We start from the raw sequence: 19,857 nt of genomic DNA on the forward strand, positions 1-19,857 counted from the left end.
AACAGCATCGTATTGCGCAACGAATTGCGTCATGACAATCGGTGCGTCCATTGAAACGGTCGCCATAAATGGCGCCCCTACAGAATCGTAGGGTGCGCATTTATGCGCACCAGGCCGCATCGCATCATTATCCCTGCAACGCATCTAGCGCCATATTCAATCGCAGCACGTTTACCGTCTCTTCACCGATAAACGGCAGCAGCGGACGTTCGGTGTTGCGGGCAATTAGCGCTTCGACATCCTTCAGCGCCATATTGCGCGCCGCGGCGATACGTGGCGCCTGCCACAGTGCTGCTTCGGGTGAAATATCCGGATCTAAACCACTCGCCGAAGCGGTGACCAACTCCACGGGCACCGCAGCGGGCGCTTGTGGATTGGCGGTGCGTAGCGCGGCCACCCGTTCCGCCACCGCTTTATCCAGCGCCGGATTACTCGCCGCCAGATTGCTGCCACTGGAGGCCAGTGCGTTGTAAGGCGTATCGCCCGTCGCTGACGGGCGGCCCCAAAAGTGCCCCGGCTGATTAAAGAGCTGCCCGATCACATCGGAGCCGCGCACTGCGCCATCTTGCTTAATCAACGACCCGTTGGCCTGCGCCGGGAACCACCACTGCGCTAAGCCAGTGGTGAGCAGCGGATAGACCGCACCGGTTAACAGCGTGAGCAGTAATAACAATACAATAGCCGGACGTAACTGACTCATTTCTCTTCTCCTTAAACCAGGCCAAACAGCGTCAGCAGCAGGTCGATGGCTTTAATACCCACAAACGGCACCACTAATCCGCCGACACCGTAGATCCACAGGTTGCGGCGCAGCAGTGCAGCGGCACTCATCGGGCGATAACTCACGCCTTTTAGTGCCAGCGGAATCAGGAACACAATCACTAGCGCGTTGAAAATCACCGCCGACAGAATCGCTGAGTTCGGTGAGTGCAGCGCCATCACGTTCAGCATATTGAGCTGCGGATAGGTGGCAGCAAACGCCGCTGGGATGATGGCGAAGTACTTCGCCACGTCGTTGGCAATGCTGAAGGTGGTGAGCGAGCCGCGCGTCATCAGCATCTGTTTACCGATATGCACCACTTCCAGCAATTTGGTCGGGTTGGAGTCGAGATCGACCATGTTGCCCGCCTCTTTCGCCGCCTGGGTACCCGAGTTCATCGCCACCGCCACATCCGCTTGCGCCAGCGCAGGCGCATCGTTGGTGCCGTCACCGGTCATCGCCACTAACCGCCCTTCGGCCTGATACTGGCGAATCAGCGCCAGCTTGGCTTCCGGCGTAGCTTCCGAAAGGAAATCATCCACCCCCGCTTCCGCCGCAATCGCTGCCGCCGTTAGCGGGTTGTCACCGGTGATCATCACGGTTTTGATGCCCATTTTGCGCAGTTCGGCGAAACGCTCTTTGATACCGCCTTTGACGATATCTTTCAGCGCCACCACGCCCAGCACCTGCGCACCTTCCGCCACCACCAGCGGTGTGCCCCCGGCACGTGCCACTTCTTCCACGCTGGCGTTGACTTCTGCCGGGAAACGACCGTGATTAGCTTCGATATGGCGGCGAACCGCGTCGACTGCGCCTTTGCGAATCAGACGATCCTGCACGTTGACGCCACTCATACGTGTCTGCGCCGAGAACGGAATAAAGCTGGCTCCCATGCTGCTGAGATCGCGCTCGCGCAGGTTAAATTTCTGCTTCGCCAGTACCACGATGCTGCGCCCTTCCGGGGTTTCATCCGCCAGCGAAGCCAGCTGTGCGGCATCCGCCAACTGCTGCTCAGTAACGCCCGGCGCAGGCATAAACTGCGTGGCCTGACGGTTACCCAAGGTGATGGTGCCGGTTTTGTCCAGCATCAACACATCCACGTCACCAGCGGCTTCCACCGCACGCCCGCTGGTGGCAATCACATTAGCACCCAGCATGCGGCTCATCCCCGCCACCCCAATCGCCGACAGCAAGCCGCCGATGGTGGTCGGAATCAGGCACACCAGCAATGCCACCAGCACCGTCACGCTGACCGGTGTGCCGCCATAGGCGGAAAATGGCCACAAGGTCGCGGTCGCCAGCAGGAACACAATGGTCAGTGACACCAGCAGAATGGTCAGCGCTATCTCGTTCGGCGTTTTGCGGCGTTTAGCGCCTTCCACCATGGCGATCATGCGATCGAGGAAGGTCTCGCCAGGATTGACGCTGCATTGGATCACCAGCCAGTCAGAAAGAATGCGCGTACCACCAGTGACTGAAGAAAAATCGCCGCCGGATTCACGAATGACCGGGGCAGACTCCCCGGTAATCGCGCTCTCATCCACTGATGCGCCGCCCTCCAGCACTTCACCGTCACAGGGAATGATGTCACCGGCTTCCACCAGCACCACATCACCTTTACGCAGCGTATCGGCCGCCACGTTATGCCATTGGGCACCGTAACGCGCTTCCGCCAGCTTTTTCGCATCACTGGTTTTACTGATGCCTTTCAAACTGTTGGCCTGCGCCTTGCTGCGCCCCTCCGCCAGCGCTTCGGCGAAGTTGGCAAACAGCACGGTGAACCACAGCCAGATCGCGACACCGGCGGTAAAGCCGGCATTGCCGCTTAAATGGCCGCTCAGCATGCCGATGGCCAGAAGCGAGGTCAGCACGCTGCCAAGCCACACCAGGAACATCACCGGGTTGCGCACCTGCACACGCGGGTCGAGTTTTTTCACCGCATCGAACACGGCGGTGCGCGTTAACGCCGCATCAAACAGCGCCAGTTGTTGACGACTCATGATTCCGTTATCCCTGAATGAGTTGCAGATGTTCCGCTACCGGGCCGAGTGCCAGCGCGGGGATAAAGGTCAGTGCCCCCACCAGCAATACGGTGCCAATCAGCAGCGCGATAAACAGTGGGCCGTGGGTCGGCAGCGTACCGTTGCCCACCGGCTGGATTTTCTTCGCCGCCAGCGAACCGGCAATCGCCATCACCGGAATGATGATGCCGAAGCGCCCCACCAACATGCAGAAGGCCAGCAGCAGGTTCCAGAACGGGGTATTGGCACTTAAACCAGCAAAGGCACTGCCGTTGTTGTTGGCAGCCGACGAGACGGCGTACAACACTTCGCTGAAACCGTGAATGCCTGGGTTGGCCATCCCGGCGCGTCCGGCGTCCGTCATCATCGCCAGCGCGGTGCCCAGCAGGACCAGGGTAGGGGTCACCAGAATCGCCAGTGCGGTCATTTTCATCTCCCACACGTCGATTTTTTTCCCCATGTACTCCGGCGTGCGACCGATCATTAACCCGGCGATAAATACCCCGAGCAGCACGAACAGCAGCATGCCGTACAGACCCGCCCCCACGCCGCCGAACACCACTTCACCCAACTGCATCAACCACATCGGCACCATACCGCCGAGCGCGGTGAAGGAGTCATGCATGGCGTTGACCGCACCACATGAAGCAGCGGTGGTGATCACGGCAAACAGGCTGGAGTTGAGAATACCGAAGCGCGTCTCTTTGCCTTCCATGTTGATGGCGCTGTCCGCCCCCAGCGTCAGGAAGTGTGGATTGCCGCGAACCTCAGCCCACATCACCGTGATCACCGCCAGTACGAACATAATGGTCATCGCCCACAGCAGCATATGGCCCTGACGACGGTCGCCCAGATGCTGGCCGAAGGTGAAACACAACGCAGCCGGGATCAGGAAAATACTCAGCATCTGCACAAAGTTGGTCAGTGCAGTTGGGTTCTCAAACGGGTGGGCTGAGTTAACGTTGAAGAAGCCACCGCCGTTGGTGCCCAGCATTTTAATCGCCTCCTGCGAGGCCACCGGACCGAGCGGCAGCGTTTGCTGCGCCCCTTCCAGCGTGGTGAGGGCATGGTAAGGTTCAAACGTCTGGATGCTGCCCTGAGAGACAAAAAACAGCGCCATCACCAGACTGATCGGCAGCAGCACGTAGAGGGTGATGCGCATCAAATCGCGCCAGGCGTTGCCCAGCGTATCCAGTGAACGATTGGCAAAGCCACGGATCAGCGCAAACGCCACCGCGATACCGGTTGCCGCCGACAGGAAGTTTTGCACCGTGAGCCCCGCCATCTGGCTGAAATAGCTCACCGTACTTTCGCCCGCATAGGCCTGCCAGTTGGTGTTGGTGACAAAGCTGATTGCGGTGTTCAGCGCCAGATCCCAGCTGAGATTAGGCAAGTGCTGCGGGTTGAGCGGCAGCGTGCCTTGCAGCATCAGAATCGCCAACAGCACCACAAAACCGAGCGCATTGAACAGCAGGATAGCCAGCATATAGTGTGGCCAGCGCATGGCCCCCCTCTCTACACCCGCCAGTCGCCACAGCGCGCGTTCGGTGCGCGGCAGCAACGGCTTGTCGGCCACCAGCAGCACCAGAAAACGCCCCAGCGGTTGCGCCAGCACCATCAGCACCAGCAGGAATACCGCAATCAGTAAAAATGCATTCGCAGCCATCAGAATGCCTCCGCATTAAGCAGGGCATAAATCAGGTAGCCCAGTAGAATAAGCACCAGCACGATGCCGGCAATCACGCCCACGCTCACAGCAACCTCCAGAGGATTTGGTAGTGCTGCAAGCATGCGCGGCGCGGCATAAAGAAGGGGTAAAAAGGCAGGAATCTGGCGTAAAGAAAGTATAAAAATGCTGTGGAATTAAGCGGTTTCCAGCGCCCAGATGCGATTAAGATCGACGTTTTGCCACAGGCCGCTGTCTTCGGCACCGGTGATGCTGTCGGTACAGAATGAGTCACCGAGATCCAACTCTTCCGGTTTGACTTCGCGCTGCGCATGCAGCGACCAGAACACATGGACTTTCGGTTTCAGCAGGGATTTTTCCCCGGCCTTGACCACCAACGCCACGCGTCCAGAGGCCAGCCGCACCAGCGACCCTACCGGATAGATGCCGATGGTGCGCACAAAGGCATGCAGCAGCGTATTATCGAAGTGACCGCGCCAGCTCAGCATGTTGTGCATCGCCTCTGCGGGCGTCCATCCCTTACGGTAAGGGCGATTGGAGGTCACCGCATCATAAACATCACACACTGCGGCCATACGCGAGAACAGCGAAATTTCCTCGCCTTTGAGGCCATGCGGATAACCACTGCCATCGACTTTTTCATGATGGTGCAGCGCGATATCTAACAGATCTTCACCGGCATCGGCCTCCATCAACAGTTGCGCCCCGGTAATCGGGTGCTGGCGCATGATGGTGAACTCTTCTTCAGTGAGTTTGCCCGGCTTGTTGAGGATGTCCAGCGGCACGGCGGCTTTGCCGACATCGTGCAGCAATCCGCCCATCCCCACACGGCGCTGTTGGTGCTCATCCAGACCGATTTTCTTGCCAAGCGAGATCATCAGTCCGCATACCGCCATCGAGTGCAGATAGGTGTAATCATCATGATTCTTCAGGCGCGCCACGCTAAGTAGTGCAGTGGGTTCACGCGTGATGGAACCGGCGATGTCATCAACCAGGTCCAGCATGTAGTCAAGATCCAGCCCCTGCCCCATACGCGCTTCGTTGAACATCGCCAGCACTTGCGGTTTACCTTGCTTGAACAGCGATTGTGCCTGATCCAGCTCTTTGAAAAACGGGGTTTGAGGAATCTCTTTTTTCGGTTCAGGCTTCGCGGGTGCCTGTACCGATTTGTCGAGATCGATCCATAACTGCTGAATCCCCTCATTGCGGATCATCGCGATCTGGCGCTTATCAGTGATCAGCATTTGGTTACGAATGCGTTTGTCCTTGAGCCACCAAACCTCCAGTTTGTGGATGAACATTCCTTGCCGCAGTTCGTCAACGGTAATCAGCTTTATCACGATATCTCTCCTTAATATCAGTGGATGGTAAGGAGAGGTATCGGCAGCTGAGCAAATAATCTTCAGGAGTGATTTGTGCTATCGGGTCGCGGCGTGATGTCGCGCATAGCGGTAGCGGCAGTGTGGGGGGTTCACTTCATGAATTGCACCGCTACGTTTTATGTAGGCATGCGTGTCTGGTGCTTTTCAGGCAACCTGAATCCCACGCTGCGCTAAAAAGGTATTCAACGGCGTGACACGACTTAACTCTTCTTGGGTGCGGGCATCATTTTCCACTTCCCACTGGTCCTGATAGCGTTGCAGGTTGAGCCAGAAATCGACAGAGGTCGCAAATACCGCCGCTAAACGGTACGCCATCTCCGTGGTCATTTTGCGGTTGTTATTGACCAATGCACTGGCCGTATTTCTGTGTACATTCAGCATCTCAGCCAAGTCATTGACTTTAAGATGAAGGGGTTCAAGGAACTCATATTGCAGCACATCACCTACACTGGTGGGCTTACGCTTTGCCTGATTCATTTCGGCTTCTCTTCACTGTTAGTTTCCGACCACATACAGTCGTTATTGGTAGTGTCTGTAACTATGCGGATCGAGATAAAGATCGCTGGCTTCTCCATCTATCCAACGAAAAATAAGCCGATATTGCTCATTTACGCGGATAGCGTAATAACCCTGCAAGGGGGGTTTTAGATTTTCCAGACGGTTCCCGGGTGGCGATCGCAGATCATGATACGTTTTGGCGGCATTGATAATGTCGAGTTTGCGCGCCAGTGCGGATTCAATCGACTTGGGGAGATGTCTGTGCGGTGTGGCATAGATAAAAAATTGCTGAAGCCAATCATCTCTAAAATGTTTAATTGCACCCGTCATTTGCTTCCTGCCTGAAAGTAAAACTTGCGGGAAAGCTAATGACAGATTGCACAGCAATCAAGTGCATAATTTAACATTATAGTCAGTATTTGAACGGGATTACAAAAAGATTTTGGGATTCAGTAAAACATCATGAGAAGCGTGCGCAGACTCGCATGACGCAATAAATTGCGCCTTGGTGTGAAGAGTTAAATCTGTGCTCACCCTACTAAAACCAGACACGATAGTCGTAGAGGCGTCATGGCCTCAGACAATGTGCCCTTTTTGACAACGCGCACTTAAGCTAATGAGCAGGCTGGGGTCGCACCGGGGCAGGCATCCGCAGCGCTGAACGGCGTGAGTATGCCAGGAGAGCCCGCAGGACGCGGGCGAAAGGTGGCGCTGGAACATGGATGTTCCATCGGCACCGGTCCGTAAGGCAGACGAATGGAGTGAAGGTACCGCGTAGCGGCGTAAGGACCGCCAGCCCCGGTGCGACCCCAGACGGCGTTATCGTCAGTCGCTTAACTGACGAGCATTATGCCAATAATGGCGACCTGCAAGCCTTACACCACCCGCGTCAGCACCGCTTCGCCCTGCGAGAACGCCAGCAGATTTTCAAATACCAGGTCGGCCATCGCTGCCATGGTTTCTACGGTGCTGCTGGCGAGGTGTGGGGTGATCACCACATCATCGCGCGTCAATAACGCCGCTGGCACTGACGGTTCCTGCTCAAACACATCCAGACCGGCACCGGCAATCTCACCCGCTTCAAGGGCCGCGATTAACGCCTGCTCATCCACTACGCTGCCGCGCGCGATATTGATCAGGAAGCCCTTTGGCCCCAGCGCACGCAGCACCTCGGCATTCACCAGATGATGGGTCGAGGCACCGCCCGGCAGGGTCAGCACCAGGAAATCAGCCTGCTTTGCCAGTGACAGCAACGAATCGTGGCGGGTATAAGGCACATCCGGGCGCGAACGTGGGTTGTAAAAATGCACATCCATATCAAATACCTGCGCGCGCTTTGCCAACTCTTTACCGATACCGCCCAGCCCAACAATGCCGCACACCTTCCCGCCCACTTTGGTGGTCAGTGGATAACGCCCCTTCGCGAGCCACTCCCCGGCGCGCACATAGCGGTCGGATGCGCTGATGCGGCGCGCCACATCCAGTAGCAGCGCCATACCGGTATCCGCCACACAGCTGTTCAACACTCCCGGCGTATTGGTCACCACAATGCCACGCGCTTCGGCAGCGGCGATATCAATCGCGTCATAGCCGACGCCGTTACTGCAAATCACTTTCAGATTCGGCAGTTGCGCCAGCAACTCCGCGTTTGCGCCCATCAGGGCATTGCCGCTGGTCACCAGCGCATCAATACTGGCACCGTGCTGTGCCAGCCACGCGGCCTGGTCATCCTGCTGCCACAAACGCGAGGTGGCAAAGTGCGCATCAAGGTTGTCCTGCAGCCGCTGCGGCAACAACGGGCCTTTCAGCAATACGTTAAACGGCTTTGATACCATCATGTTTCCCCTGTGTTTTATAGGATGCTATCGATGAGTCTTGTTCATCACCGACACGCTCGATGGGGCCCATCACCAGCAAGAACAGCAGTGCTGCGACAATGCAGTGTGCGCCAACGAACACCAGGCCAATACTGTAGCTGCCGGTCAAACCGACGATGATGCCGAACAGCAGCGGCGTGATGAACCCGGCCATATTGCCGATGCCGTTGAAAATCGCGCCCGCCAGACCTACCGCTTCTTTCGGTGCGGTGTCACTGACAATGGTCCAGGTGCCTGCGCCGGCCGCCACGCCCTTACCGAAGAAGGCAAACGACATAATGGCGATAATGCCCGCATTGGTCGGGATCACGGCAGCCAGAATCAGCGAGGCTGCCATCAGCATACCGACGATGTAGGGAGTTTTACGCGCCCAGGACAGGCTCCAGCCGTTTGCCAGCAGCTTGTCAGAGATGTATCCCCCGCTGATGCCGCCGAGGAAACCAAACAGCGCCGGCGCAATAGTGGCGAAACCGGCTTCCATAATGTTCATGCCACGTGCCTGCACCAGATAGATCGGGAACCAGGTGATAAAGAAGTAGCTGAGCGCAATGATGCAGTACTGCCCAATGTAGGCGCACCACAGCATGCGGTTGCTGAGCAGAGTTTTAAACATCGCTTTACTTAACGGCGGTCGTGCCTTGAGGGTTTGCGCAGAGTCGATGTCCACCAGCGCACCACCCTCCTCGATGTATTGCAACTCACTGGCGGAGACATGCGGATGCTGTTTGGGGATACGCATGTACCAGCCCCAGATAAACACTGCCAGCACGCCAATACCGCCCAGCACAAAGAACGGCCACTCCCAGCCGAAGCGTGATACCAGCCAGCCTGACAGCGGCGAGAAAATTGCCACAGCAAAGTATTGCGCCGAAGCAAACAGAGACGAGGCGCGCCCGCGTTCCGCGCCAGGGAACCACATGATCACCGCACGCGCATTGGCCGGGAAACTGGGTGCTTCAATCAGGCCCAACGCAAAGCGCAGCGCAAACATCAATACTAGCGCCATGGTCATGCCGTTGGAGAACTCCCCAATAAAGCCCATCAGAATGGTGGAAACTGACCACAGCGCCAGCGTCACGCCATAGACTTTTTTGGTGCCGAAACGGTCGAGGAACAGGCCGCCGGGGATCTGACCGATCACATACGCCCAGCTAAATGCTGACAAGATCAGCCCAAGCTGGATCGCCGAAAGGCCAAATTCCTCTTTGATCGCCGATCCAGAGATCGACAGGATCGAGCGGTCGGCATAGGCCACCACGGATAAAAACAGGATCAGACAGAGGATCCAGATTCGCACATGACTGTTCTGTTTAGGGTTTTGACTCTGCAACATGGCTGAATTCCTCAATAAGGGAGCCTCCTGCTCCGAAGCGATGATGATCAGGAATACCGCTTAAATTTCGCTGTTCAGCCACTATAGAGAGCCTGATGCAAGCTGGTCATTGTGCGAATGGAGGAATCCACAGGTTGATTTCACCTGAGTTTTGGCATCTGCCACAACACGAGGTGCGGCGCTGCACAGATTCCCAAATAACCAGATGCTTTTGCTCTGGAATGTGCGCCAGCCCTGAGAAAAAACTTCGCAACATAACTATGAGCCTGCAAATCGTGATGCACCCGCGAGCAAAGTGTGCACTGCGCAGCAAAATCCATTCATGTCGATTGTCAGCATGCTGGCCGCCTCGTAGGCTGAAAATGATTTCAATGATCCATTTTACTTTTCATTGAAATATTCATTCTAATAACAAGCTTACCCTGGAGTCCGCGATGAAAACCCTCAAGGCAATACTGTTGCTTGGCCTGCTGTCCAGCTCAGCCTCTGCGCTGGCAGAAAAAATTGGCGTGTCGATGGCTTACTTCGATCAGAACTTTTTAACCATTATTCGCCACTCCATTGATAAAGAAGCCAAAGCGCGCGGGCTGGATGTGCAGTTTGAAGATGCACGCGGTGATGTCGGTCGCCAGACCGATCAGGTACAAAGTTTTATCGGCGCGGGTGTGGATGCCATTATTGTCGATCCGGTTGATTCCGCCAGCACCCCACAACTGACCAAGCTGGCGCAGCAGGCGAAGATTCCGCTGGTGTATGTCAATCGCACGCCAGGCGATAAAACCTTGCCCGCAGGTGTGGTGTTTGTCGGTTCTGACGAACGCGAGTCCGGCACTTTACAGATGGAAGCGCTGGCGAAAATGGCCAATTACAAAGGCAACGTGGCGATCATGATCGGCAACCTGACCGATGCCGGCGCACTGCAACGCACCAAGGATGTGGAACAGGTAGTGGCAAAATATCCGGGGATGAAAGTGGTGCAGAAGCAGCCTGCCAACTATGCGCGCAACGAAGGCATGGACCTGATGAACAACTGGCTCGGTAACGGCGAAGCGATTGATATTGTCGCCGCCAACAACGACGAGATGGCGATCGGGGCTGCCATGGCGCTGGCAAAAAACAACAAACAGGTGCTGGTGGGCGGTATTGATGCCACGCCGGATGGGCTGAAAGCGATGGCGCAAGGCAAAATGCAGGTCACGGTGTTCCAGGATGCCGTCGGTCAAGGCAAAGCGTCCGTGGATGCGGCGCAGAAGCTGATTAAAGGCGAGAAGATTGACTCACACGTGTGGATCCCGTTCGAGCTGGTGACCAAAGAGAATATGCAGAAGTACGTTGAGAAAAGTCAGTAACGGTTTCGCGGTCGCCATCAATGGCGACCCTACAACCCCTGTTGGGTGCGCATTTATGCGCACCGTTTCCAAGACCGCCCCTCATTTACTCCCGCAGTTTCGCCATCATCACGATGTCGTGATATTCGCCGTTACGCAGGCAGGCTTTACGCTTCACGCCCTCATGCTCAAAACCCAGGCGCTGATAGAGCCGTATCGCACGCGCATTATCGTGAAAGGCTTCCAGCTCAATGCGCATCACGCCCAGCCAGTTGAACGCATAATCGATGGCGTTACGGATCAGTTTCTCGCCAATCCCACGCCCACCAAACGCGGGATCAACGCTGATGCCGAAGCTGATGCTGTGGCGCGTACGTGGACGTTGTTCCACAAATAGCGTCAGTTCGCCCACCATCTGCCCATCCAGTTCAGCCACAAAGCCGATATAACCCAGTGCATCCATATTCTCGAATTTCTTCTGCCACGTCTGCACGCTGGGAAACGGCAGCTGTGTGGTCCAGCTGTACACCTCAGGGTGGCTGTAAAGGCGTTGATAAGCGGCAGCATCGGCTGGTTCGCGACCGCGAATGATCAGATCCATGTCGGTAATCCCTATTTAGTTGCACTAAGCTGTTAACTCTCACCAAACGGAAAGAGTGACTTTATGTTGTATCGTCGTTTTGAACGTTTTATCAATATTTTCCAGGATGCACCAACCGATTCTCCACCCGCCAGCGTATGGCCGTTCTATCTCTACTACCTGCGTCAGGTGTGGCCAAGCTTTGTCGCCCTGCTGATTGTCGGGCTGGCGCAGGCGCTGATTGAAGTGGCGCTGTTTAGCTATCTCAGCCGTATTATCGACCTGGTGAATCACTCCACACCCGCCACCCTTTTTACCGATAACTGGCCGGTGCTGCTGTGGATGGGCTTTGTCGCCCTAATCTTACGGCCAGTGATCATCGCCTTGCACGATATGCTGGTGCACCAAAGCATTAACCCAAGCATGACCAGCATGATCCGTTGGCAGCATCACAACTACGTGCTGCGCCAGAGCCTGAACTTCTTCCAGAATGACTTCGCCGGGCGCATCGCCCAACGCATCATGCAAACCGGCAACTCACTACGCGATTCCGCGGTGCAGTTAGTGGATGCCATCTGGCATGTGGTGATTTACGCCGTGACCTCGCTGGTGCTGTTCGCCGAAGCCGACTGGCGCTTAATGATTCCGCTGATTATCTGGATCGTCGCTTATAGCGTGTCGCTGAGCTTCTTTGTGCCGCGCGTGAAGCAGCGTTCCGTGGTCTCTTCCGAGGCGCGCTCGAAACTGATGGGCACCATTGTGGATGGCTACACCAATATCGCCACCATCAAATTATTTGCCCACAACGATCTGGAGAAGCGCTATGCGCGTGAAGCGATTCAGGAGCAGACCGACAAAACCCAGCACGCCAGCCGCATGGTCACCACCATGGATATCACGCTGTCGACACTGAACGGCCTGCTGATTGTCAGCACCTCAGCCCTGGCATTGTGGTTGTGGAGCCAGTCGCTGATCAGCGTGGGCGCCATTGCGCTGGCCACCGGGTTGGTGATTCGCCTGGTGAATATGTCAGGCTGGATCATGTGGGTGGTCAACGGCATCTTCGAAAACATCGGTATGGTGCAAGATGGTTTGAACACCATTGCCCAGCCGCTGAGCGTGCAGGATGAGCCGCAGGCGAAACAGCTACAGGTCTCACGCGGCCAGATTCGTTTTGAAGATGTGCGCTTTGATTACGGTGGCAGTCGCCAGGTGATCAATCGCCTCAATCTCACCATCAAACCCGGCGAGAAAATCGGTTTGATCGGGCCGTCCGGTGCCGGTAAATCCACGATGGTCAATCTACTGCTGCGTCTCTATGACATCAACGGCGGGCGCATCCTGATAGATGACCAGAACATCGCCGAGGTGACACAAGAGAGCCTACGCGGGCAGATTGGTATGATCACCCAAGACACCTCGCTGCTGCACCGTTCGATTCGTGAAAACCTGCTGTACGGGCGTCCGGATGCCACTGAGGATGAGCTGCAAGCGGCGATTATCCGCGCCCGCGCTGATGAGTTCATTCCGCTGCTGTCCGATCCACAAGGCCGTACCGGGCTGGATGCGCATGTCGGTGAGCGCGGGGTGAAATTGTCTGGTGGGCAGCGTCAGCGTATTGCTATCGCCCGCGTGCTGCTGAAAGATGCGCCGATTCTGATCATGGATGAGGCCACGTCAGCACTGGATTCCGAAGTGGAAGCAGCGATTCAGGAGAGCCTGGAAACCCTGATGCAGGGCAAAACGGTGATTGCCATCGCGCACCGTCTTTCCACTATCGCCAAAATGGATCGCCTGGTGGTGCTGGAGAAAGGTGAAATTGTCGAGATGGGCAACCACCGCGAGCTGCTGGCACACGGCGGCTTGTACGCGCGTTTGTGGCAGCATCAGACCGGTGGCTTTGTCGGCGCGGATTAATCGCCACGTCGATACGGCAGGGCATCGCGCGCTTCAATCGCCCAGGCGCGCATCCCTGCCCGCTCCTGCACCAGATATTCCTCCACCGCTGCACGCAATCCCGGATGGCACAGGTAGTGCCATGAGTGGGTAATTTGCGGTTCGAAGCCGCGCACCAGTTTGTGCTCACCTTGTGCACCGGCATCAAAGCGCTGCAACCCTTCGGCAATGGCGAAATCCATCCCCTGATAGAAGCAGGTTTCAAAGTGCAGGCGGTCAAACTCCGCCAGACAGCCCCAGTAGCGCCCGTAGAGCGTATTATCATCCACCAGATAAAAGGCCATGGCGGCCGGCTGGCCCTGCACGCTGGCGATGGTCACCCGTATCGAGCGCGGCATACGTTCGGCCAGCAAACTGAAGAACTGACGCGTCAGATAGGGACGCTGCCCGCGCACCGCGTAGGTGTTGGCATAACAGGTGTAGACGAAATCCCACTGATCTTCGCTCAGCTCATCACCGCGATACCAATGAAATTCAAAGCCGCTGCTCGCCACCTGTTCACGCTCTTTACGCAGCTGTTTACGCTTGCGCGACATCAGGGTGTCGAGGAAATCCTGAAAATCCCGGTAGCCTTTGTTGTGCCAGTGATACTGAATGCCAAGGCGTGCCAGCCAGTCGGGTTGCTGCGCCATAACATCGTTGGCGAACGGCGTGGTGAAGTTGATATGCGCGCCGCTCAGGCTGTGCTGCTGTAAATGGTCAGGCAATGCCGCCAGCAGTTGGGTAATGGCAGTATGATCCCCCAACAAACGGGCACCGGTCACCGGGCTGAAGGGAATCGCGCCCAGCCATTTCGGGTAATACTGAATGCCCGCACGGTGGCAGGCATCCGCCCAGGCGTGGTCGAACACATACTCGCCCTGAGAATTGCGTTTTCGATAGCCCGGTAGTGCGGCGCTGAGCGTGCCATTTTCACGCCACAGCAGGTGATCGGGCTGCCAGCCATTTTCTGGCCGCACGCAACCGCTCTCTTCAAGCGTGAGCAGAAAGGCGTGGCGTAGAAAAGGTTGATCGTCAGGTAACAGCGCATCCCATTCGAGAGCGGAAATCTCCGTCAGCGATGACAGGTGAAGCAAAGACATTGATGGCTCCCGGCCAGCTTGAGGCGAAAGCCTAGTTCAACAGGTTTTGCGGCAGGGGAAAAGAGGCGGCGCACTGAATGCCTAATGGATCAGATACGATTAAAGTTCATGCGGCCTTTAACCAGATGCGCATGAATGCGCACCCTACAAATGTAGGGTCGCCATTTATGGCGACCGCTTTAATCAGCGCACGTAACCACAGACATTTCAATCAATCACGTATACTCACCCTTTTCCCTTTACTGGAACCGCCATGGATCGTCTCGATTGTGACCGCATGTTTGTCGCGGTGCTGGAAGTGGGCAGTTTTGCTGGCGCCGCTGAGCGTCTTGGCACCAGTAGTGGTCAGGCTTCAAAGCTGGTGTCACGGCTAGAGCAGGAGCTGGGGGTGCAGCTGTTTAAACGCAGCACGCGTGCACTGTCGCCCACGGAAGTGGGTCGGGCCTATTACGAACGGGTGAAAACCCTGCTGGAAGCCTTCGATACGCTGGATGCCACGGTACGTGAAAACGCCACCACCCCCACCGGCCGCCTGAAAATCAGCGCACCTGGCACTTTCGGTACGGCGGTGCTCGCCAGCGTGTTAGTGGCTTTCGCTCGCCACTATCCGTTGATTGAACTGGACGTTAATTTCTCCGATCGTGCAGTCAACATCGTGGATGAAGGCTTCGACATGGCGATTCGCATTGGCAAGCTGGATGACAGCAGCCTGATTGCGCGCCGTCTGGGTGATGTGCCGATTCGCGTGGCGGCATCGCCAGCCTACTTGCTGCAACAAGGCACGCCACAGCACTGGCGCGATCTGGCCGCTCATCAATGTATCAGCGACACCAATTTTCGCGATCCCTGGCACTGGCCGTTTGTCACACCCTGCGGCGATAGCGTCAGCATGCCAATTCGCGGCCGTTTATGTTTTTCTAATACCGAAGCCTGTTTGCAGGCGGCGATTGCTGGTTTGGGCATCGCGCGTTTGCCCGGTTTTATCGCCGCGCCTGCGCTACAGCGGGGTGAAATCGTCTCGCTACTGGAAAACTTTGCCACGCCACCGCTGGGCCTGTTTGCCCTCTATCCGCCCGCCCGCCATCTGGCGCAAAAGACCCGCTTGCTGATTGATTTCCTCGCCGAACATTTCCAGCAGCATCCACCCGGCTGATTCCTTCCAATTTGGAAGCAATGATTGTCATTTTGCCCGGATTATCACCCAACCAGCAGCGCGATATGCTGACTCTATCACCACAGAGGAGCAGAGCGATGTTGGTAAATGGTAAGTGGAGCGCAGAGTGGCATCCGGTACAAGCCACCGATAAACAAGGCGGTTTTGTCCGTCAGACGTCCAGTTTTCGCCACTGGATCACCGCAGACGGCTCCAGCGAATTTGCAGCCGAGCCGGAACGCTATCATCTGTATGTGGCGCTGATTTGCCCGTGGGCTTCCCGTACCTTGGTGGCGCGCAGTCTGAAGGGACTGGAGGATGTCATCAGCGTATCGGTGGTGGAACCTCAGTTGGGCGCACAGGGCTGGCACTTCGGCGACTATCCCGGTTCCGGCCGCGACTGGCTGAATAAGGCCGAATACATTCACGAATTGTATACCCGCGCAGATGCCGACTTTACCGGTCGCGCCACCGTCCCGGTGCTGTGGGATAAAAAGACGCAGACCATAGTGAACAACGAGTCAGCGGATATCCTGCGCATGCTGAACAGTGGATTTGGCGATCTGGCGAACAATAGCCTCGATCTTTATCCCGAGGATCTGCGTGCCGAGATCGACGCGATCAACGAATCGGTCTATCCCCGTCTGAACAATGGCGTCTATCGTACCGGGTTTGCCACCACCCAGGTAAGCTATCAGCAGGCGTTCAATGACGTATTCAGCCAACTCGATGAACTGGAGCAGCGCTTGCAGGATGGTCGCACCTTCCTGTTGGGCGAGCGCCTGACCGAAGCGGATATTCGTCTGTTTGTCACGCTGATCCGCTTTGACGTGGCCTACCACGGCCTGTTCAAATGTAATCTGCGCCGTCTGCGCGACTATCCGCTGCTCGATCGCTATCTGAAGAGTATGCTGGCGGTTTCGGGTGTGCGTCAGACAGTTAACATTGACCATATCAAACAGGGTTATTACTCAATCAAAGCGTTGAATCCCAACGGTATTGTGCCGGTTGGCCCCGATATGGCGGATTACGGTTTTTAAGGAGCAGTGGCATGGCAAAAGCATTAGTGATTTTTTTACACGGTGTAGGCAGTAATGGCGACGATCTGGCGGTGCTGGGTCAGCATTGGTCCAGTCTGCTGCCAGATGTGGCTTTTGCCTCGCCGAATGCGCCTTTTCCGTTTGAACATGCAATGGGTTACCAGTGGTTTAGCCTGACGGGGATCACGACAGAAAACCGTCCAGCGCGCGTACGCGAAGCGCGTGCGACCTTTGATGCGACGTTACAGCAATTGATGGCGCAGCACGGGATGGCTGACGCCTGGGATAAAGTGATTCTGGTGGGCTTTTCTCAGGGCTCGATTATGGCGCTGGATGCGCTGGCATCGGGGCGCTACCCGCTGGCAGGCGTGGTGGCTTTTTCAGGTCGCCTCTCTTATGACGGTGCATTAACCCCGCGAGCCGATACCCCGGCACTGCTGATTCACGGCAAAGCGGATGGCGTGATTCCCTTCAGCGAGACTGAATCCGCCGCGCAGCGTCTGCAGGCAGCGGGTTTGACGGTCGAAGCGCGTTATGAAGCCACTACCGGGCATACCCTCTCTTCACAGGGTGCCATGCAGGCCGCGACCTTTATCGCTCAGTGCCTGCAGGATTAAGGCCAGTAACGGTTTAGTGCCTGCCATGCTTGATGCGCAGCCACTTCCGGCGGCTGCGCTTTTAATGCATCGTTGAACACTTCAATGCCTACCGGCCCACTGTAGCCGCCACTTTTCAGCTTATCGACAAAGCGTTCGACTTCAATGATGCCGTCGCCGGGCAGTAAACGCTGGTGGCGCGCATAGTCACTGAGCGCACCCGGCTCTTGGGGCGGCATCTCCGCCATATCGCACAGTTGCACCTCGTAAATCCGATCGGCGGGTATGCCATCCAGCTGTGAGGCATCGCCGCCTAACGCACAGATGTGGAACAGATCGACCACCAGCCCGATATTAGGCTGATCCAGTCGCTGCAAACGTTCCCATGCCAGCGGCAGCGTATTGTCGACGCTGCACCACGCCATCGGCTCATACATGATGCGCATGTTGTAGCGTGCGGCTTCGGATGCCATCCAGCGCAAATCTTCATCGATACGTTCGGCCACGCAGTCTGTGCGAGTGGTGGCAGGTGCCTGCAGCGTGTTGCAGCCCATCGCCTGTGCAATCTGGATGAACTGCCGCATTTCCTCGCGCTTCTGCAGCCGCAGATGATCCGGCGCACCGGTGAAATCGCGCAGCACCTGCAGATTGGTAAAGCCGAGGGCTAACTGTTGCGCCAGCGGCGCTGTATTGGCTTCAACGTCTTCCCGCCAGATCTCAACCTGCTCGAAACCCGCTGCACGTGCGGCACGCAGCTTTTGCTCAGGTTCACCGTTTAACAACACCAGGTTAAGGAATTTGGGGTTACTTCGCATCAACGGGCTCCCTAATCGTCCGGATAAATCGGTGACAGGTTCTGCTTGTCACGCAAACAGAACACCGACCAGTATCTACCTCTTAGGAGTTATTTCAAGCCCGTGATGCGCCGGGGATTTATCCCAGCAAATTGACCACGGCAAAACCGGCAAAAGTCATCAACAGTGAACCGATAACATGCACCATGACGCTCGACATCGCCCAGAGGTACTTCCCGGTTTGCAGCAAGCCGACAATTTCTGCGGAGAAGGTGGAGAACGTGGTTAAGCCGCCGCACAGGCCGGTGACAATCAGTAACTTCCAGAAAGGATCGATGTGCGGGTTACGCACAAAAAAGGCCAGCGCCGCGCCAATGATAAAGCCGCCCACCAGGTTTACCATCAAAGTGCCCGGCGGCAGATTAGGGAATAGCGCATTAAAACGCAGCGAGATCAGCCAGCGCAGCGAACAGCCCACGGCACCACCGAGCACAACAGCCAGTAACGACTTCAACATACTTTTGGAGCTCCTGAAATGAGTTACGCGCAGGGCCGCGGCAGGACAGAAAAACGCCTGACACACCGCCGTCTCCCGCGCAGGGATACGAGTGTTGTCAGGCGTCATCAGCCGTCTGTTTCCAGAACGGCGGTTGGGGAAGGTGGCACGCCATCACCTTAGCGGCATGATAATACGCTGGCACAGCGGGGGTGACAATATCGGGCAACGATTGGCTTACCTTTGCATACGATTATGTTTTAACGTGGAGCCATCATGAGAGAGGAGATCCCAATGCGTACCCTGATTTTTGACACGGACATCGGTGTGGACGATGCCTTTGCACTGGCCTACGCGGCGAAAACTCAGCAGTTGCTGGGGATTACCACAGTGTTTGGCAATGTGGCGGTTGGCCAGGCGGTGAAAAATGCCCGCCTGTTTTGCCAGAAGATGGGCATTGATGCGCCGGTGTATCGCGGCTGTTCGCGTCCGCTGGCACTGGCCCCCTCTGCGCCCGCCACGCTGCACGGCATCGATGGACTGGGTGATGCCTTCGACAATCCGCACAGCGAAGAGGCCCCCAGCGCGGTGCAGTTCATTATCGACAGCGTGCGTGCGCAGCCGCATGCCATCACGATTGTGGCGATTGGGCCGCTGACCAATATCGCCAGTGCCATCAACCAGGCGCCCGATATTATCCCGCTGGTGAAGGAGTTGGTGATCATGGGCGGTGCATTCGGCACCGACGGCCACTCCGGCAATGTATCGCCCTTCGCCGAGTTCAATATCTGGAAAGATCCGCATGCTGCCGATCAGGTACTGGCCTCGGCGCTACCGGTGGTGGTGGTGCCGCTGGATGTTACCCATAAGGTGTTGATCACCGGAGAGGAAGTGCGGCAGTTAAATCAGCCAGTGCTGAGCGCGATTTGCCGTCCGTATCTGGCTTACAGCTTGCAAAAAGAGGGCTTTGAGGGGATGGCGCTGCATGACACCTTGACGCTGTCATGGCTGGCATTGCCGCAGGCTTTTACGGTGACAGAAGCGCCAGTGCGGGTGGTGACCGAAGGCATTAGCCGCGGTCAAACAGTACGACGCCTGAGCGCCCTCGCCTCGCGTGAAGATCCGTTTGCCGGACTCCGCCCACAGCGCTTGTGCCTCGGCGTGGATGCCGAAGCGGTACGGGAACACTTTTTTGCGGCACTGCAAATGTAGGGTACCGAATAGATGTAGCCTCACAATGCCCTTCACCACTCCGCACCTTAGCTACGAAGCCA

19 protein-coding genes and 1 riboswitch are annotated in these 19,857 nt (G+C 56.6%); of the genes, 6 read left to right on the forward strand and 13 right to left on the reverse strand.

All coding sequences use genetic code 11. The annotated features are described in order from the left end of the window. Window positions 1-127: 127 nt before the first annotated feature. From kdpC to ACPUC8_RS14910, 9 genes are all read right to left on the reverse strand, one after another. Window positions 128-700, reverse strand: coding sequence for a potassium-transporting ATPase subunit KdpC (gene kdpC, locus ACPUC8_RS14870; RefSeq protein ID WP_494926675.1), 573 nt, complete (start codon window positions 698-700; stop codon window positions 128-130). Window positions 701-711: 11 nt separating this feature from the next. Continuing rightward, window positions 712-2,760 (reverse strand): potassium-transporting ATPase subunit KdpB, encoded by a 2,049-nt coding sequence (gene kdpB / locus ACPUC8_RS14875; protein ID WP_059109755.1) that lies wholly within the window; start codon window positions 2,758-2,760, stop codon window positions 712-714. A 7-nt stretch (window positions 2,761-2,767) separates the two neighbouring features. Next, window positions 2,768-4,447 (reverse strand): potassium-transporting ATPase subunit KdpA, encoded by a 1,680-nt coding sequence (gene kdpA, locus ACPUC8_RS14880; protein WP_494926676.1) that lies wholly within the window; start codon window positions 4,445-4,447, stop codon window positions 2,768-2,770. Further along, window positions 4,447-4,536 carry a K(+)-transporting ATPase subunit F gene (gene kdpF / locus ACPUC8_RS14885; protein WP_494926677.1) on the reverse strand — a complete coding sequence of 30 codons (90 nt, stop codon included), beginning with the start codon at window positions 4,534-4,536 and terminating at the stop codon, window positions 4,447-4,449. The genes kdpA and kdpF overlap by 1 nt, the downstream gene beginning before the upstream one ends. Window positions 4,537-4,644: 108 nt before the next feature. Beyond that, window positions 4,645-5,808 carry an HD-GYP domain-containing protein gene (locus ACPUC8_RS14890; protein WP_494926678.1) on the reverse strand — a complete coding sequence of 388 codons (1,164 nt, stop codon included), beginning with the start codon at window positions 5,806-5,808 and terminating at the stop codon, window positions 4,645-4,647. Window positions 5,809-5,994: 186 nt separating this feature from the next. Then, the gene (locus ACPUC8_RS14895) at window positions 5,995-6,327 is read right to left on the reverse strand and encodes a HigA family addiction module antitoxin (RefSeq protein ID WP_039337346.1); all 333 of its coding nucleotides are present in this window, start codon (window positions 6,325-6,327) and stop codon (window positions 5,995-5,997) included. A gap of 42 nt (window positions 6,328-6,369) precedes the next feature. Further along, complete coding sequence (locus ACPUC8_RS14900) at window positions 6,370-6,678, reverse strand: type II toxin-antitoxin system RelE/ParE family toxin (RefSeq protein WP_494926679.1); 309 nt, start codon at window positions 6,676-6,678, stop codon at window positions 6,370-6,372. 545 nt (window positions 6,679-7,223) lie between these two features. After that, a complete protein-coding gene (locus tag ACPUC8_RS14905; protein WP_494926703.1) occupies window positions 7,224-8,183 on the reverse strand; it encodes a 2-hydroxyacid dehydrogenase in 960 nt (319 codons plus the stop codon). Beyond that, window positions 8,164-9,558 (reverse strand): MFS transporter, encoded by a 1,395-nt coding sequence (locus ACPUC8_RS14910; RefSeq protein ID WP_494926680.1) that lies wholly within the window; start codon window positions 9,556-9,558, stop codon window positions 8,164-8,166. The genes ACPUC8_RS14905 and ACPUC8_RS14910 overlap by 20 nt, the downstream gene beginning before the upstream one ends. 434 nt (window positions 9,559-9,992) lie before the next feature. Between ACPUC8_RS14910 and ACPUC8_RS14915 the strand changes: the two genes are divergently transcribed. Beyond that, window positions 9,993-10,907: a sugar ABC transporter substrate-binding protein gene (locus ACPUC8_RS14915; RefSeq protein ID WP_494926681.1), complete on the forward strand. Its 915-nt coding sequence runs from the start codon at window positions 9,993-9,995 to the stop codon at window positions 10,905-10,907. Between the two features lie 85 nt (window positions 10,908-10,992). Here ACPUC8_RS14915 and ACPUC8_RS14920 read toward each other — a convergent pair whose 3' ends face one another. Next, window positions 10,993-11,487 (reverse strand): GNAT family N-acetyltransferase, encoded by a 495-nt coding sequence (locus tag ACPUC8_RS14920; protein WP_039333095.1) that lies wholly within the window; start codon window positions 11,485-11,487, stop codon window positions 10,993-10,995. A gap of 63 nt (window positions 11,488-11,550) precedes the next feature. Here ACPUC8_RS14920 and ACPUC8_RS14925 point away from each other — a divergent pair, with 63 nt between their 5' ends. After that, the gene (locus ACPUC8_RS14925) at window positions 11,551-13,383 is read left to right on the forward strand and encodes an ABC transporter ATP-binding protein (protein ID WP_494926682.1); all 1,833 of its coding nucleotides are present in this window, start codon (window positions 11,551-11,553) and stop codon (window positions 13,381-13,383) included. On the opposite strand, the gene ACPUC8_RS14930 is transcribed toward ACPUC8_RS14925, so the two are convergent. Next, window positions 13,380-14,504 carry a GNAT family N-acetyltransferase gene (locus ACPUC8_RS14930; RefSeq protein ID WP_494926683.1) on the reverse strand — a complete coding sequence of 375 codons (1,125 nt, stop codon included), beginning with the start codon at window positions 14,502-14,504 and terminating at the stop codon, window positions 13,380-13,382. The genes ACPUC8_RS14925 and ACPUC8_RS14930 overlap by 4 nt on opposite strands. 253 nt (window positions 14,505-14,757) lie before the next feature. On the opposite strand from ACPUC8_RS14930, the gene ACPUC8_RS14935 reads away from it, so the two are divergent. From ACPUC8_RS14935 to ACPUC8_RS14945, 3 genes are all read left to right on the forward strand, one after another. After that, window positions 14,758-15,657, forward strand: a complete 900-nt coding sequence (locus ACPUC8_RS14935; RefSeq protein ID WP_283228044.1) for a LysR family transcriptional regulator — start codon at window positions 14,758-14,760, stop codon at window positions 15,655-15,657. 98 nt (window positions 15,658-15,755) lie between these two features. After that, window positions 15,756-16,697 (forward strand): glutathione S-transferase family protein, encoded by a 942-nt coding sequence (locus ACPUC8_RS14940; protein WP_494926684.1) that lies wholly within the window; start codon window positions 15,756-15,758, stop codon window positions 16,695-16,697. A gap of 11 nt (window positions 16,698-16,708) precedes the next feature. Beyond that, entirely contained in the window at window positions 16,709-17,314 is a 606-nt protein-coding gene (locus ACPUC8_RS14945) for an alpha/beta hydrolase (protein ID WP_494926685.1), read from the forward strand. Here the strand turns inward: ACPUC8_RS14945 and ACPUC8_RS14950 are convergent. Next, window positions 17,311-18,108: a sugar phosphate isomerase/epimerase family protein gene (locus ACPUC8_RS14950; RefSeq protein WP_494926686.1), complete on the reverse strand. Its 798-nt coding sequence runs from the start codon at window positions 18,106-18,108 to the stop codon at window positions 17,311-17,313. The two genes, ACPUC8_RS14945 and ACPUC8_RS14950, sit on opposite strands and share 4 nt — an antisense overlap. A gap of 118 nt (window positions 18,109-18,226) precedes the next feature. After that, window positions 18,227-18,604: a fluoride efflux transporter CrcB gene (crcB, locus tag ACPUC8_RS14955; protein WP_039333080.1), complete on the reverse strand. Its 378-nt coding sequence runs from the start codon at window positions 18,602-18,604 to the stop codon at window positions 18,227-18,229. A 91-nt stretch (window positions 18,605-18,695) separates the two neighbouring features. After that, window positions 18,696-18,771: riboswitch (Fluoride riboswitch) on the reverse strand. A gap of 106 nt (window positions 18,772-18,877) precedes the next feature. Between crcB and ACPUC8_RS14960 the strand changes: the two genes are divergently transcribed. Then, entirely contained in the window at window positions 18,878-19,795 is a 918-nt protein-coding gene (locus ACPUC8_RS14960) for a nucleoside hydrolase (RefSeq protein ID WP_059109753.1), read from the forward strand. Window positions 19,796-19,857 lie beyond the last annotated feature (62 nt).

Source organism: Pantoea sp. CFCC18177 (genome assembly GCF_059412425.1).